At 61.8% G+C, this 14,613-nt stretch carries 13 protein-coding genes and 3 pseudogenes; 4 read left to right on the top strand and 12 right to left on the bottom strand.

The features are described from left to right. Positions 1-14 precede the first annotated feature (14 nt). The 5 genes from HFO99_RS01395 to HFO99_RS01375 all read right to left on the bottom strand — a co-directional run bounded on the left by HFO99_RS01395 (position 15) and on the right by HFO99_RS01375 (position 5,964). Positions 15-899 (bottom strand): F0F1 ATP synthase subunit gamma, encoded by an 885-nt coding sequence (locus HFO99_RS01395; protein ID WP_222248889.1) that lies wholly within the window; start codon positions 897-899, stop codon positions 15-17. 28 nt (positions 900-927) lie between these two features. Further along, positions 928-2,457 carry a F0F1 ATP synthase subunit alpha gene (atpA, locus tag HFO99_RS01390; protein WP_164577138.1) on the bottom strand — a complete coding sequence of 510 codons (1,530 nt, stop codon included), beginning with the start codon at positions 2,455-2,457 and terminating at the stop codon, positions 928-930. Beyond that, complete coding sequence (locus HFO99_RS01385; RefSeq protein ID WP_017966273.1) at positions 2,457-3,023, bottom strand: F0F1 ATP synthase subunit delta; 567 nt, start codon at positions 3,021-3,023, stop codon at positions 2,457-2,459. Before HFO99_RS01385 ends, atpA begins: the two co-directional genes overlap by 1 nt. Positions 3,024-3,278: 255 nt before the next feature. Next, positions 3,279-3,668: a DUF4345 family protein gene (locus HFO99_RS01380; protein WP_222248890.1), complete on the bottom strand. Its 390-nt coding sequence runs from the start codon at positions 3,666-3,668 to the stop codon at positions 3,279-3,281. Between the two features lie 79 nt (positions 3,669-3,747). After that, on the bottom strand, positions 3,748-5,964 hold the full coding sequence (locus HFO99_RS01375) for a primosomal protein N' (RefSeq protein WP_222336179.1): 2,217 nt from the start codon (positions 5,962-5,964) through the stop codon (positions 3,748-3,750). Positions 5,965-6,154: 190 nt separating this feature from the next. Between HFO99_RS01375 and HFO99_RS01370 the strand changes: the two are divergent. Beyond that, positions 6,155-6,271 (top strand): annotated as a pseudogene (locus HFO99_RS01370) (hydrolase); the annotation flags it as partial. Positions 6,272-6,285: 14 nt separating this feature from the next. Continuing rightward, a complete protein-coding gene (locus HFO99_RS01365) occupies positions 6,286-7,218 on the top strand; it encodes a dihydrodipicolinate synthase family protein (protein WP_222358680.1) in 933 nt (310 codons plus the stop codon). Here the strand turns inward: HFO99_RS01365 and HFO99_RS01360 are convergent. Then, a pseudogene (locus HFO99_RS01360) lies at positions 7,199-7,696 on the bottom strand (GNAT family N-acetyltransferase). The gene HFO99_RS01365 and the pseudogene HFO99_RS01360 sit on opposite strands and share 20 nt — an antisense overlap. Positions 7,697-7,710: 14 nt before the next feature. Then, positions 7,711-8,661, bottom strand: a complete 951-nt coding sequence (locus HFO99_RS01355) for a GNAT family N-acetyltransferase (protein ID WP_222358677.1) — start codon at positions 8,659-8,661, stop codon at positions 7,711-7,713. A 139-nt stretch (positions 8,662-8,800) separates the two neighbouring features. On the opposite strand from HFO99_RS01355, the gene HFO99_RS01350 reads away from it, so the two are divergent. Further along, the gene (locus HFO99_RS01350) at positions 8,801-9,736 is read left to right on the top strand and encodes a tyrosine recombinase XerC (RefSeq protein WP_222358674.1); all 936 of its coding nucleotides are present in this window, start codon (positions 8,801-8,803) and stop codon (positions 9,734-9,736) included. A gap of 172 nt (positions 9,737-9,908) precedes the next feature. Continuing rightward, a complete protein-coding gene (locus tag HFO99_RS01345) occupies positions 9,909-10,985 on the top strand; it encodes a TraB/GumN family protein (RefSeq protein ID WP_222358671.1) in 1,077 nt (358 codons plus the stop codon). A gap of 12 nt (positions 10,986-10,997) precedes the next feature. Here the strand turns inward: HFO99_RS01345 and HFO99_RS01340 are convergent, their stop codons facing one another. The 5 genes and pseudogenes from HFO99_RS01340 to HFO99_RS01320 all read right to left on the bottom strand — a co-directional run. Continuing rightward, positions 10,998-11,498, bottom strand: a complete 501-nt coding sequence (locus HFO99_RS01340; RefSeq protein WP_222336173.1) for a cytochrome b — start codon at positions 11,496-11,498, stop codon at positions 10,998-11,000. Positions 11,499-11,597: 99 nt separating this feature from the next. Then, positions 11,598-13,004, bottom strand: coding sequence for a dihydrolipoyl dehydrogenase (lpdA, locus tag HFO99_RS01335; RefSeq protein WP_222358668.1), 1,407 nt, complete (start codon positions 13,002-13,004; stop codon positions 11,598-11,600). 93 nt (positions 13,005-13,097) lie between these two features. After that, positions 13,098-13,850: an SDR family oxidoreductase gene (locus HFO99_RS01330; RefSeq protein WP_222336171.1), complete on the bottom strand. Its 753-nt coding sequence runs from the start codon at positions 13,848-13,850 to the stop codon at positions 13,098-13,100. Continuing rightward, the gene (locus HFO99_RS01325) at positions 13,847-14,377 is read right to left on the bottom strand and encodes a hypothetical protein (protein ID WP_222358666.1); all 531 of its coding nucleotides are present in this window, start codon (positions 14,375-14,377) and stop codon (positions 13,847-13,849) included. Before HFO99_RS01325 ends, HFO99_RS01330 begins: the two co-directional genes overlap by 4 nt. Next, positions 14,374-14,556: pseudogene (locus HFO99_RS01320) on the bottom strand (DUF4241 domain-containing protein); the annotation flags it as partial. The gene HFO99_RS01325 and the pseudogene HFO99_RS01320, both read right to left, overlap by 4 nt. Positions 14,557-14,613: the final 57 nt, after the last annotated feature.

Genomic DNA, 14,613 nt, shown 5'->3' with positions numbered 1-14,613 from the left:
CTCTTTTCCTAGCCTCAGAGCGCTTCCGCGCCCGAAATGATTTCAATGAGTTCCTTGGTGATCTGCGCCTGACGCTGGCGGTTGTAGCTCAGCGTCAGCTTGTTGATCATCTCACCGGCATTACGCGTCGCATTGTCCATAGCGCTCATCTTGGCGCCCATCTCGCCTGCAACGTTCTCGAGGAGCGCGCGGAAGATCTGGACGGAGATGTTGCGCGGGATCAGATCTTCGAGGATCGATGCCGGATCCGGCTCGTATTCGTAGACGGCGCCTGCATGTTCGGCATCTTCGGCCTGCACAGCTCCCGCCGAAGCCGGGATGAGCCGCTGCGCCGTCGGAATCTGGCTGATCACCGACTTGAACTCGGAATAGAACAGCGTGCACACGTCGAACTCACCGGCAGCATACATCTCGATGATGCGCTTGCCGATCTGGTCCGCATTCTCGAAACCAACGCGCTTGACGTCGCGCAATTCCTTGCGCTCGATGATCAGCGAGGCGAATTCGCGGCGAAGGATGTCGTAGCCCTTCTTGCCGACGGTGAAGATCTTCACCGTCTTGCCTTCGGCAAGCAGCTTGCGGACATGTTCGCGTGCAAAGCGTGCGATCTGCGAGTTGAATCCGCCGCAAAGACCACGTTCGGCCGTGCAGACCACCAGCAGATGGACCTGGTCCTGGCCGGTGCCGGTCATCAGCGTCGGTGCACCGTCGGCATCGGTGACGGCCTTGGCGATATTCGCCAGAACCGCACCCATGCGCTGCGAATAAGGCCGGGCGGCCTCGGCCGCCTCCTGCGCACGCCGAAGCTTCGCCGCGGCGACCATTTTCATCGCCTTGGTGATCTTCTGCGTCGCCTTGACGGAGGCGATCCGGTTTTTCAGATCCTTAAGTGAAGGCATCCGTGATCCGTCCTAACTTAGGGCCTGATTACGAGAAAGACTTTGCGAAGCTATCGAGAGCAGCGGTGAGCTTGCCCTTGGTATCGTCGCTGATTGCCTTTTCCGTGCGGATCGCGTCGAGGATGGCAGAGCCTTCCGAACGCAGATATGAGAGGAAGCCCTGCTCGAACTTGCCCACCGATGCGACCGGCAGCTTGTCGAGATAGCCGTTGACGCCAGCAAAGATCACGGCGACCTGCTCTTCCGTCTTCAGCGGCGAGAACTGCGGCTGCTTCAGGAGTTCGGTCAGGCGTGCCCCGCGGTTCAGCAGGCGCTGCGTCGCAGCGTCGAGGTCCGAACCGAACTGGGCGAAGGCGGCCATTTCGCGATACTGGGCAAGCTCGCCCTTGATCGAGCCGGCAACCTGCTTCATCGCCTTGATCTGCGCCGACGAACCGACGCGGGAAACCGACAGGCCGACGTTCACGGCCGGGCGGATACCCTGATAGAACAGGTCGGTTTCAAGGAAGATCTGTCCGTCGGTGATCGAGATCACGTTGGTCGGAATGAAGGCCGAAACGTCGTTGCCCTGCGTTTCGATGACCGGAAGAGCCGTCAGCGAACCGGCGCCCATATCGTCGTTCATCTTCGCAGCGCGCTCAAGCAGGCGCGAGTGCAGGTAGAAAACGTCACCCGGATAGGCTTCGCGACCCGGCGGGCGGCGCAGCAGCAGCGACATCTGGCGGTAGGAAACGGCCTGCTTGGACAGGTCGTCGTAACCGATCAGCGCATGCATGCCGTTGTCACGGAAGTATTCGCCCATGGCGCAGCCGGCAAACGGGGCCAGGTACTGCATCGGCGCCGGATCGGAAGCAGTGGCGGCGACGATGATCGAATATTTCAGCGCGCCGCGCTCTTCGAGCACCTTGACGAACTGCGCGACGGTCGAACGCTTCTGGCCGATGGCGACGTAGACGCAGTAAAGCTTTTCGCCTTCCGGACCGTTGTCATGAATGGCCTTCTGGTTGAGGAAGGCATCGAGAAGAATCGCGGTCTTGCCGGTCTGGCGGTCGCCGATGACCAGCTCGCGCTGACCGCGGCCGACCGGGATCAACGCGTCGATGGCCTTGAGGCCGGTCGACATCGGCTCATGAACCGATTTGCGCGGAATGATGCCGGGAGCCTTGATGTCGACGCGCGAACGGCGCGTCGCATTGATCGGACCCTTGCCGTCGATCGGATTGCCGAGCGCGTCGACGACGCGGCCGAGCAGTTCCGGACCAACTGGAACGTCAACGATGGCGCCGGTCCGCTTGACGGTGTCGCCTTCCTTGATGTCACGGTCGGAGCCGAAGATGACGACGCCGACATTGTCGGATTCGAGGTTCAGCGCCATGCCGCGGATGCCGCCCGGGAACTCGACCATTTCACCGGCCTGGACATTGTCCAGACCGTAGACACGAGCGATACCGTCACCGACGGAGAGAACCTGGCCGACTTCCGAGACTTCTGCCTCTTTGCCGAAATTTTTAATCTGGTCTTTGAGAATTGCGGAAATTTCCGCGGCGCGGATATCCATCAGCCAACCTCTTTCAATGCGAGCTTAAGGGTAGAGAGTTTGGTACGAAGAGACGTATCAATCTGACGGGACCCGACCTTCACGATCAGACCACCAAGAATTGACGGATCAACCGTGACGGCAATCGTCACGTCTTTGCCGGTAACGCTCTTGAGTGCCACCTTCAATTCGGTTTCCTGCGCTTGCGAAAGCGCATGCGCCGAAGTGACCTCGGCGGAGATTTCACCGCGATGGTTCGCGGCGATGATGCGGAAGGCCTTGATCATGCCCGGCAGGGCGAACAGGCGGCGGTTGCGCGCCACAACCTTCAGGAAATTGGCGAAGAAACCGCTGATGCCGGCCTTCTCGCTGATGGCGACGATCGCCTTCAGCTGGTCTTCAGCGGAGAAAACCGGGCTTGCGACGAAGCGCTTCAGATCGGCGCTCTCATCCAGCATCGCCTGGAAACGGTCAAGATCGGCGGTGACGCTATCGACGGCGCCCTGCTCGAGCGCCAGTTCGAAAAGCGACGAGGCATAGCGCTCGGCAACACCAGAAGTAAGCTGGGACGTGTCTGCCACTGGCACAAATTTCCCTGATTTCAACCCAAAATCCGGCTCTCGGCGGGCGCCGAACCTATGATCTTGAATTCGTTTTGATTTCCCCCAGAAATCACAAGAGAAGCCTCTTGCTTCTTCCGAAATTCGGGGTCCGTCTAACATAGGATGTTCGGACTCGCAACACGCGTAATGCCCGAATACGCCTTTCACATGAATTTCTGTCTGCAAAATCGCGCAATGGCCTGAAAGCAGGCCGAAGAAGCCGTCTGCCGGCAGCGAGAGTCACGTCTGGGTGAAGCCGAAAACGTAGAGCAGCGGTAGCGCGGCCAAAGCGATCTGCACAACCAGGAGTAAATAATTGACGAGATTACTCCGCTTATCGGACAGGATCGAAATGACACGGGCAAAGGCAGCCATCGCGAAGGAGGCGCCGAGCGCCATGTAGATCCAGTCCTGGGCGAGCATGATCGCCGACAGGCCGAAGCCGAGATAGAAACCGCCCATGGAGCGCCCCTCGCCGAAGCCTTCCGGCCGCCCTTCCTGCGCCTGCAGACCGAGAAGACGGAAAGTGTGGCCCGGCGCGAACATCATGATGAAGCCGGCGAGCGCCGTAAAAGCGGCGGAGCAAAAGGCAAGCTGCTCGCCAAGCTCGGTCGGAAAGTAAAACTCCATGCGTCAGCCCCAAATCACCCGGATGAATCAGTGTTTTATGACATGCGTCGAAAACGGAGGGAATGGCGGCTTATTTGATTTAGAGAAAACTCTGCGGATCGATATCCAGCTGCACCTGCACCGATCCGCGCTCCTTGGGCGATTGCGACAGCATCGCCCGCAGAAATCCTTGCATGTCCGAGTTCCGCCGGCCGTGCACCAGAAGACGGAAGCGGTGGCGGCCGCGCACCAGCGCGAGCGGCGCTTCGGCCGGGCCGAGCACCGAGATCCCCGACACCTGCGGCGCGGCGTTGCGCATGCCGCGCGCATGGTTTTCGGCGTCGTGGCGGGTTTCGGCCGAAACGATGATCGACGCCAGCCTGCCGAAGGGCGGCAACAGGGCGCGTTCGCGTTCGGTGATCTCGCGCTCGTAGAATGCGTCGGAATCGCCGGAAACAATTGCCTGCATGACAGGATGCTGTGGCTGGTAGGTCTGCAGCAGCCCATGGCTCTTGAGGCCGGTGCGCCCGGCCCGGCCGGTCACCTGCGACAAGAGCTGGAAGGTGCGTTCGGCCGCGCGCGGATCGCCATTGGCAAGGCCAAGGTCGGCATCGACGATGCCGACCAGCGTCATCAGCGGAAAATTATGTCCCTTGGCGACGAGTTGGGTGCCGATGACGATATCAGCCTCGCCCTTGGCGATCGCTTCCAGCTCCAGCCGCAGCCGCTTCACCCCGCCCATGATATCGGAGGAGAGAACGATCGTCCGCGCCTCCGGGAAATGCCGTTCCACCTCCTCGGCGATGCGCTCGACACCTGGCCCGCAGGCAACGAGATGGTCGAGCGTGCCGCACTCCGGGCACGCCTCCGGCGTGCGCTCGGCATGGCCGCATTGATGGCATTGCAGCTGTTTGCGGAAACGATGCTCCACCAACCAGCTCGAACATTGCGGGCATTGGAACCGATGGCCGCAGACCCGGCAGAGCGTCAGCGGCGCATAACCGCGCCGGTTGAGAAAGAGCAGCGCCTGTTCGCCCTTTTCCACCGTCTTGCCGATCGCCCGGATCAGCACCGGCGACAGGAAGCCGCCCCGCTCCGGCGCGTGCCTGCGCATATCGACCAGATGCAGGTCCGGCATTGCCGCATCGCCGAAACGCGTCGGCAGGTGGACGGTGCTGTAGCGCCCGCTCTGGCCGTTGACCTGGCTTTCGACCGACGGTGTCGCCGACACCAGAATGACGGGAAAATCACCAATGCGGCCGCGCACGACAGCCATGTCGCGAGCATTGTAAAAGACGCGATCCTCCTGCTTGTAAGCGGGATCGTGTTCCTCGTCGACGATGATCAGGCCGAGATCCTCGAAGGGCAGGAAGAGCGCCGAGCGCGCGCCCGCCACCACCCGCACTTCGCCGGTCACCGCCTGGCGCCAGACCTTCTCGCGCATGCGCGGCGCAAGATCGGAATGCCATTCGGCCGGCTTTGCCCCGAAGCGGTCCTGAAAGCGCTCCATGAAACTGGCCGTCAGCGCGATCTCCGGCAGCAGGATCAGCACCTGCTTGCCGCGTTTCAGCGTCTCGGCAATCGCTTCGAAGTAGACCTCGGTCTTGCCGGAGCCGGTTACCCCGTCGATCAGCGACACCGAAAATTCGCCCTTGCGGACATCGGAAACGATCTCCTCGGCCGCCTGCTTCTGCGGCCCTTCGAGACGTGCTGCGGCAAAATCCGGATCCGGCATCGCAACGACCGGCGGCGGCGGCAGGAATATCGCCTCAAAAATGCCGAGCGTGATCAGCCCATCGACGACGCTCGTTGAGACCCCCGCCGCATGGGCAAGGCCGCTGCGTGTCCAGGAAAAGCCGTCGGAGGCCGTATCGAGCACCCGGGCGCGCGCCGGCGTCATCCGCTCCGGTTCGCCGCCGACGAGCTTCAGCCCCTCCACCATCGGTTCCGGTTCGAAGGCATTCGGCGCCCGCAGCGCCATGCGCGCGACGAGGCCGGGCGGCGAGAGCGTATAGGTCGCCACCCAATCGATGAAATCCCGCATCTCCCTGCCAAGCGGCGGGCAGTCGAAGACATGGCTGATCGGCCGAAGCTTCTTCGGATCGACGCCGTCCTCGCCGCCGTCCCAGACGACGCCGATCACCTGCCGCGGACCGAGCGGCACCTGCACGACCGAGCCGGGCTCGACCGCCATGCCATTCGGCACCGAATAGGAATAGGGTTTTGGCGCCGGCATCGGCACCAGCACTGGAACCGTTCGGTTCGCGGGCGGTGCCTCGAAAAGCGCGCCAAAGAGATCGGACGAATCTGTGCTCATCGCGCGAGACCATGCCCGCAAAATGATAGAATTGGAACCGCAAAGACGAGGCGATGGGTTCCGCGTCATAGCGACGATTTCGAGATCTGAGCCCGGTTATAATGGCAGCGAATTTGTCTCAGCTCTCTACGGTCAAGCCCTTGCGCATGATCCCCCCGCGGTTGCAAATGGAGCATGCGGTCGCATGGGGGATGGCACGCCCGATGACGCCGAGCTGATCGAGACCATGCAAGCCGCCATCGACGACCCCACGGTTGCTGAAAAGATTTTTGTTCGAAATGCCGAAGCGCTGTTCTTCAGCCGCTGAATTGGAGAGCACCAATGGCCAGACTGACTGAAGATGCCAAGGGCGTGTATGTGATCGCCGTAACCCCCTTCACCGATGACGGCGCGCTCGATCTCGCCAGCATAGACAGCATGGTCGATTTCTACGAGGGCGCCGGTGTCACCGGCCTGACGGTGCTTGGTCAGCTCGGCGAGGCTCCGAAGCTGACCGCCGAGGAATCGCGGACAGTCGTCGAACGGGTGCTGAAGCGCCTCGACGGGCGCCTTCCTGTTGTCGTCGGCGTTTCGGCGCCAGGGCTTGCGCCGATGAGCGAACTCGCCGAAGCCGTCATGGGTCAGGGTGCCGCCGGCGTCATGGTCGCGCCACCCTGGACCGTCAAGACCGACGATCAGGCTTTCGCCTTCTACCAGTCGGTCGGCGAGGCCCTGGGCAATACGCCCTTCGTGCTGCAGGATTACCCGCTCACCACCAATGTTACGATCGCGCCCAAGGTCATCGAGCGCATCGTCAACGAGGTGCCGAATTGCGTCATGCTCAAGCACGAGGATTGGCCGGGCCTTTCGAAAATCTCGGCACTTCGCGCCGCCAGCGACAAGGGCGCCATGCGGCGCATCTCCATCCTCTGCGGCAACGGCGGGCTTTTCCTGCCCGAAGAGATGGCCCGCGGCGCCGATGGCGCCATGACCGGCTTTTGTTATCCCGAGATGATGGTTGGCGTCGTCGAGGCCTATGCAGCCGGAAATCCCGATCGCGCCCATGCGATCTTCGATGCCTATCTGCCGCTCGCCCGCTATGAACAGCAGCAGGGCATCGGTCTTGCCTCGCGCAAATATGTGCTTGCCAAGCGCGGTGTGATCAAGTCCGCCACCCTGCGCAAGCCGGGCGCCAAGCTCTCGGCGCTTGATATTGCCGATGTCGAACGGCTGCTGGCACGCCAGACCATCCGCCTCAAGGAGATCGGGGCGTAACGCACCGGCGCAAATCCGCAGCCGCTGGATCATCGCTATGGCGCTGCAGCGCGAACAGGTGGGTATGCCCGTCTCGTCCGTGAGGCTGAAACCCGAGCGACTCCCAGAACCTCGCCGCATCATCGTTTCCCGCATCAACGGTGACGATGCTGCAGCAGGAACGGGCAGGGTCGAGCAGAACAAGGGCAAGCATCCGGCCGATGCCGCACCCGCGCATTGCGGGACGAATGTAGAAACGCCGCATCCGCAGCGCCCCTGACATAGCGGGATCGACGGTCACGCCGCCGATGCCGATGAGCGCATCATCGACATAGGCGCCAAGCAGCCTTTCGCCGTGATGTTCGAACTTGATATCGCCGGCCGACCATTAGTCGATAAGGCGGGCGACATGGAGATAGCCTTCCCGCCGGGCCTCGCTTTCGAGATCTGCGATCTCCTGCGGCAATTGATCGCGGAGCCTGCGGATATCGATCGTCATGGCAATGCCGGCGGTTAGATTGCAGGAACCGGAATCTCTCGGCGCGGCGCCGCAGCCGGCAGGCCGACCGGCACGAAACTCGCGTCGCCATCAGCTGCCATGTCGTGCACCGTATGTTTCTCCAGCGCCTTTGTCACCTCGTTGAGGTCGCCGTCCAGATGTTCGGCCGGAATGAGATTGCCGATGGCGAAATCGAAGCGGTCGCCGCGTTTGTTCAGCAGTTCGTGAAAGACAGTCATGTCGCGAAGCTCCATCGACCATTTCGCCAGCCAGTAGAACAGTCCCGAATTGCGCGCCGTCATATGGACAGGAAGGATCGGCAGATTGTATTTGCGCGCCAGCCCGACGGCCGAGGTCTTCCACGGACGTTCATTCAGCCGGCCGTTCGCCCAATAGGCGATGCGGCCTGAGGGAAAGAGCACTGTCGCCTTGCCTTCCTTCACCGCATGGTTGGTCAGTTGCAGCGTTTCGCGTGCCTTCAGCTTGCTCTTATGCTCCTCCCGCCATTCGACCGGAATGATCATCTCGGCAAACCGTGGATTGACGCGGATGGCATCGCGATTGGCAAAGAACATCATGTCCGGCCGGCGCGTTTTCAACAGATCGAACACGGCAACGCCGTCGGCGATGCCGGTCGGATGGTTGCTGACGAGGATGAAGCCGCCGATATCGGGGATGCGTTCGCCATTGGTGATGCCGATGTCGAGTTTCAGCATGTCGCTCATATATTCGAACGACTGGAAGCCCGGCATTTTGGCGACCGCATTGGCGAATTCGAGCGCCTTGTTATAGCGCAGCAGTGTGTAGAGGAACGGCCGCATGACCGGCCAGAGCGGATTTTTGACGATCCTCTGGCCGCGTTCGGCAATCAGCGTATCGACGATATGACCGCGCTTTCTCTGTGAAACGAGAGCGATGGCTTCCGCGAGCTGTCCGAAAGCCGTCATGGAATCGCGCCGTGCCATGAAAGATCCTGTTTATGGGGTATAAGCTATCGCAGTACAATATGATCGAAGGATGACAAAGGCTTGGCCGGCATTAGCAATTCCATAACTGTTCCTGCTCCAAATTGGCGGACTTGAAGGCAAAATCAAGGCCCGCAACGTGAACGAACTGCTTGTTATCGCCGATCAGCGCCTGATGACGGAACGGGCCGCGTGGCTCGAAAACCTCGCCAGGGAGCGCCGTCTTTCCGGGCATACGCTCGACGCTTACGAGCGCGATACCCGCCAGTTTCTGACCTTTCTGACCGGCCATCTCGCCGGCCCGGTGACGCTTGGCGATATCAGGGAACTGCGCTCCGCCGATTTCCGCGCCTTCCTGGCGGCCCGGCGCAAGCAGGGCTCCGGCGCCCGGTCGCTCGGCCGCAATCTCGCCGGTCTTCGCTCGCTGCTGCGCCATCTCGAAAAGAGGGGCCTGATCAACGCCGCCGGTGCTGCCGCGGTGCGCTCGCCGAAACAACCGAAATCGCTGCCCAAGCCGCTGTCGGACACCCAGGCGATCACCGTCGTCAGCAATGAGGCCCAGCTCCACGACGAACCCTGGATTGCAGCACGCGACGCGGCTGTCATGACGCTGCTCTACGGCTGCGGCCTGCGCATCTCCGAGGCGCTGGATCTTACTCCCGCCGACCTGCAGAAGGGCGCGACGACTCTGCGCATCACCGGCAAGGGCAACAAGACGCGGCTGGTGCCGCTGCTCTCCGTGGTTTTCGACGCGGTCGAGAAATACCGCGCGCTCTGCCCATATCATCTCGAAAGCGGACAACCGCTGTTTCGCGGCGCCCGCGGCGGCAAGCTGCAGGCGGCGATCATCCAGCGCACCATGCAGAAGATGCGCAGCGCCTTCGGTCTGCCGGAAACTGCGACACCGCATGCGTTGCGCCACTCCTTCGCCACCCATCTGCTTGCCGGCGGCGGTGATCTGCGCACCATCCAGGAACTGCTCGGCCATGCCAGCCTTTCCACAACACAGGTCTATACCGGCGTCGATGCATCGCGGCTGCTCGAGGTGTATGATCGGGCGCATCCGCGCGCCTAGCGCATCGGCCCGAAAATCGGAACCGATTTTCGCAAAGGCACGAAAGCGCATCGCATGGACGCGATTGAATGTGAGGCGCTTTAAGCTTTCGTTAAGGCCTTCTCTTAAAGGAATATGCGCAAGCCGGGCGTAGAGCATGAAGCCTATGGAGCATGTGATCGGAACACCCATCATGACGACATCAATCGGCCGCCGGACGTCTTACCTCGCAGTGCCGGCCAATCTGTTGCTCTGGCTGATCGCAGCCTTTCACATGCTGCTTCTTGCTGCACTGTTTGCCGCCTTCCTGACGGCAAGGCCGGCAGCGGCCGAAGATGTCGTCTGCACCGGCCGCAACCTGATGGTCGAGTTGCAGCAGAACGACCCTGCCCGCTATGCCGAGGCGCTGAAGGAAGCCGACGCCACGCCGAACGGCAAGGGCATCTTCTGGAAGATAGAGAAGCCGGGACTTGCACCCTCGTGGCTGCTCGGCAGCATGCATGTCACCGATCCGCGCGTGCTTGCCCTGCCGCCGCGCGCCCAGGCAGCCCATGAAACCGCCGACACGATCATCATCGAATCCGACGAGATCCTCGATGAGCGGAAGGCGACCGCCGCCCTGCTCGCAAAGCCGGAGCTGACGATGTTCATCGACGGCACGACGATCGACAAGCTGCTTTCTCCCGAGGATTACACGCGTCTCGAAACCGGCCTCAAGCAGCGCGGTATCCCGATCAGCGCCGTTTCCCGGATGCGGCCCTGGATGATTTCCAGCGCCGTCGCCCTGCCGGCCTGCGAAATCGCCCGCAAGGCAAACGGCGTGCAGTTCCTCGACCAGAAGATCGCCACCGATGCCATTGCTCAGGGCAAACAGGTCAGGGGGCTGGAAACCCTTGCCGAACAAATCCAGGCCATGGCCGATCTGCCGGTCGAATTCCATCTGAAATCGCTGATCGAGACGCTGGAACTCGGCGACAAGATGAGCGATGTCGTCGAGACGATGACCGACCTCTACCTCTCTGGCGACATCGGCATGACCATGCCGATGCTGAAAACCGTGACACCGGAAGAGCAAGGCGAAAACAGCGATTATGCCGCCTTCGAACAACGCGTCATCCTTGACCGCAACAAGGTGATGGCCGAACGTGCAGCGCCCATCCTCGACGGCGGCAATGTCTTCATGGCCGTCGGCGCCCTGCACCTGCCCGGCAAGGACGGCGTCATCGAACTGCTGCGCCAGCAGGGCTTCACCGTGACTGCGGTAAACTGAACCCGCCGGCGGTCAGCCGAGCGTCATGCGGCGCAGAGCATTGTTTTTCCAATAGAACTGATGGACGAGGGCGCCGGCGACATGCGCCGCGATCAGCGCCCATAGAATAATCTTCAGCACATCCGCGTGGAACGAACCGGCGGAATCGATACCGAAATAGTAGGCGGCGATGCCGGAAAGCGGCATGGCGAAGATCAGGATGTAAAGGCCGGCATGGGCAAGCCTCGCTGCAAGACGGAAGATCGCCGGCTCCTGCGCGATCTCATCCGGAACGCCGTTGGTAAAACGCAGCCGGAGTCTGAGGACGGCTAGCACCAGGATGGCGATGCCGACATAGGCATGGATATTCGCCGATGAAATCTGCTCCGGCGTTGGCACCTGGCCCCTGCGCATGAGGCGATGCCAGATACTCATGCCATCGGGAAACAGCAGATTGAAGAAGATCAGCAGCGCCACGGCCCAGTGAAGAAAACGCTGGCTCAGGCTGTAACTCACGATGGACGGCTGCTGCACTTGGACCTTCACGGATGCTGAACTCAACGATACGCAACAACTAAAACAGCCGCCTGCCTTCCAGCAAGCGGCCGCATGCTTTGTTACGAATATGTAAGATTACATATGGATCGGCTTGAAGAAGGTTGCGAGCGCAGCCTCTTTTACCGCTTCCGACATTGTGGGATGCGCGTGGCAGGTACGGCCGAGATCTTCCGACGAACCGCCGAACTCCATCAGCACGGCGATCTCGTGGATCATCTCGCCGGCGCCGAAGCCGACGACATGGCCGCCGAGCACCCGGTCGGTTTCCTTGTCGGCAAGGATCTTGACGAAGCCGTCCGTCGCCAGCATCGCACGTGCGCGGCCGTTCGCCGTGAATGGGAATTTGCCGACCTTGTAGGCGACGCCTGCCGCCTTCAGCTCTTCCTCGGTCTTGCCGACGGAAGCGATTTCCGGCTGGGTATAGACGACGCTCGGAATGACCTCGTAGTTCACATGGCCATGCTGCCCGGCGAGAATTTCGGCAAGCGCCACGCCCTCGTCCTCCGCCTTGTGCGCCAGCATCGGACCCTTGACCACATCGCCGATCGCATAGATGCCGGCGACATTGGTCTTGAAGTGACCGTCGATCTCGACACGGCCGCGGTTGTCGAGCGTCACACCGGCTTCTTCGAGGCCGAGGCCCGCCGTATAGGGCTTGCGGCCGGTGGCGATCAGCACGACCTCGGCGTCGAGCGTCACCTTGTCGCCGCCCTTGACCGGCTCGAAGGTGACCTTGGCGCCCTTGTCACCCTTCTCGACGCCGGTAACCTTGGCGCTGAGATGGAATTCGATACCTTGCTTTGCAAGCATGCGCTGGAACTGCTTGGAGACTTCGCCGTCCATGCCGCCAAGGATGGTGTCGAGATATTCGACGACGGTGACTTTGGCACCGAGGCGCGACCAGACGGAACCGAGTTCGAGGCCGATGACGCCGCCGCCGACGACGATCAGCGCTTCCGGCACCTTCTCCAGTGCGATGCCGCCGGTGGACGAGATGATGGTCTTTTCGTCGATCTCGACCTGTACGCCGGGAATGCCGGCGACGTCGGAGCCGGTGGCGATGACGATGTTCTTGCCTTCGATCTCCTGCACCTTGCCGTCATCGGCGGTGACGGAAACCTTGCCGGCCGAGACGATCTTGCCGGTACCCTGGAAGGCGTCGATCTTGTTCTTCTTGAAGAGGAAGGCGACGCCGTCGACATTCGACTTCACCGTCGCATCCTTGTGGGCCATCATATTGCCGAGATTGAGCGTCGGCGCCGGGACGTCGATACCGAGTGCGCTCATCCCGTGGCCGGCCTGATGGAACATTTCGGAGGCATGCAGCAGCGCCTTCGAGGGAATGCAGCCGACGTTCAGGCAGGTGCCGCCATAGGTCGCCCGCTTTTCAACGACGGCGACCTTGAGGCCAAGCTGGGCCGACTTGACGGCACAGACATAGCCACCCGGGCCGGTTCCGATAATGATCACATCGTAGGACATTGCTTCTTTCCCTTTGGATTTCGTTTAATCGACCGCGTGCGACATCAGGCCGAGGAACTCGAGAATATATTGGAGGCTGTTTTCCCAGTCGTTCTAGCGGCCGCCGCTCACATTGAGGATCGCGCCGGTGATATAGGAGGCGGAAGGCGACAGAAGATAGAGGATCGCATCGGCCACCTCCTCGGGCGTGCCCGCGCGCTGCATCGGGATCGACGGCGCCAGCTCGCGCGGCCGATCCGGCAGGCCGCCGGAGGCATGAAGGTCGGTTTCGATGACGCCGGGCCTTATCGCATTCACGCGGATACCCTCGGCTGCGACCTCGCGCGCCAGCCCGACGGTGAACGTATCGATCGCCGCCTTCGAGGCGGCATAATCGACATACTGCGTCGCCGAACCGAGGACCGCCGCCATCGACGAGATGTTGACGATCGCCCCGCCCTTCCCGCCATGCCGGCTCGACATGCGACGTATGGCCTCTGCGGCGCAGAGGATCGACCCGGTCACATTGACGCGCAGCATGCGCTCGATCCGCTCTACCGACATCTCGTCGACGCGTTTGGGATAATCGACGATGCCGGCATTGTTGACGAGCCCGTCGAGCCGGCCGAAATGCCGGTCGACCGCAGCAAACATCGAGACGATATCCGCAGCCTTGCCGACATCGCCCTGGATCGCCACGGCCTCACCGCCATCGTCGACAATCGCAGCCACGACGGCATCCGCGGCTTGACGGTTGGCGGCGTAGTTCACCGCAACACGCCAGCCCTGGCGCGCGGCGAGCCGTGAAGCCGCAGCGCCGATACCCCGGCTTCCGCCGGTAATGAGAACCACAGGTGCATCGCTCATGTCGCACACTCCTTAAATGTCAGCACGTCCCAGGGTGCCACCACGGCCTTGCCCTCGCCCCAGGCGCTGGATTCGCGGATGGCGGGACCAAGGCCGGGAAGCACGAGCTTTTCGGCTGCCTCAGCGCCTTCAGGCTGCAAATTGTCCATCTCGCCATCGGCGTCCAGGCCGTAGACGGCGCCCTGCCAAACGGTGCAGGCATCGAGATCGGGGCCGGTCGCATCCCCCTCGGGGCAGTTGAACATCAGGATGCCGATGGCGCGCACCGGATCTTCCGATGGCATGACATAACCGTCCATCACGACGGGTGTCTTCAGTGCGCTGACCTTGAATTGGTTGCTGGCGGCGGCCGACGGTGAATTCAGCGGTGCAAAGCGCAATTCATAGGCACCATCGCGATCGACATAGACAGCCTGCTCCTGCTTGCATGCGGCACCGAAGGTGGAGGCCGGAACGACGAAAAACGCGGCAGCTGCGATTGCAGCCACGCCTGTCCGTCTCGTCGAGATCACGATCCTTCCGCTCATTGCAGCTTCGGCTCCTTCCGCCCGTCGGCATTCTCGACGACGCTGAAATCCGTCAGCAGCACCAGCGCGTGGCCATCCCTGTCGAGCCCCCAGAAAACCGGATGGAGACCGTCGCCCCAGCCGCTCCAGAAGACTGCGACATTGCCCTTCTTGCGGGCAACAGGCCGGTGCAGCGCATAACACAGCCGAGGCGGAGACCGGGACATGCGCGGCGGCAGCGCAAAGAAGAAGGCGCG

It is taken from the genome of Rhizobium leguminosarum (genome assembly GCF_019798305.1).
Taxonomy (GTDB): domain Bacteria; phylum Pseudomonadota; class Alphaproteobacteria; order Rhizobiales; family Rhizobiaceae; genus Rhizobium; species Rhizobium leguminosarum_U.
This window is presented reverse-complemented; position numbering and strand designations above follow the sequence as displayed.

Bases quoted from the DNA above. Each gene is read 5' to 3' on its own strand.
- HFO99_RS01355 (WP_222358677.1), bottom strand. From the start codon at position 8,661: ATGGCACGGCGCGATTCCATGACGGCTTTCGGACAGCTCGCGGAAGCC.
- HFO99_RS01380 (WP_222248890.1), bottom strand. From the start codon at position 3,668: ATGGAGTTTTACTTTCCGACCGAGCTTGGCGAGCAGCTTGCCTTTTGC.
- lpdA (WP_222358668.1), bottom strand. From the start codon at position 13,004: ATGTCCTACGATGTGATCATTATCGGAACCGGCCCGGGTGGCTATGTC.
- HFO99_RS01375 (WP_222336179.1), bottom strand. From the start codon at position 5,964: ATGAGCACAGATTCGTCCGATCTCTTTGGCGCGCTTTTCGAGGCACCG.
- atpA (WP_164577138.1), bottom strand. From the start codon at position 2,457: ATGGATATCCGCGCCGCGGAAATTTCCGCAATTCTCAAAGACCAGATT.
- HFO99_RS01365 (WP_222358680.1), top strand. From the start codon at position 6,286: ATGGCCAGACTGACTGAAGATGCCAAGGGCGTGTATGTGATCGCCGTA.
- HFO99_RS01345 (WP_222358671.1), top strand. From the start codon at position 9,909: ATGACGACATCAATCGGCCGCCGGACGTCTTACCTCGCAGTGCCGGCC.
- HFO99_RS01330 (WP_222336171.1), bottom strand. From the start codon at position 13,850: ATGAGCGATGCACCTGTGGTTCTCATTACCGGCGGAAGCCGGGGTATC.
- HFO99_RS01395 (WP_222248889.1), bottom strand. From the start codon at position 899: ATGCCTTCACTTAAGGATCTGAAAAACCGGATCGCCTCCGTCAAGGCG.
- HFO99_RS01325 (WP_222358666.1), bottom strand. From the start codon at position 14,377: ATGAGCGGAAGGATCGTGATCTCGACGAGACGGACAGGCGTGGCTGCA.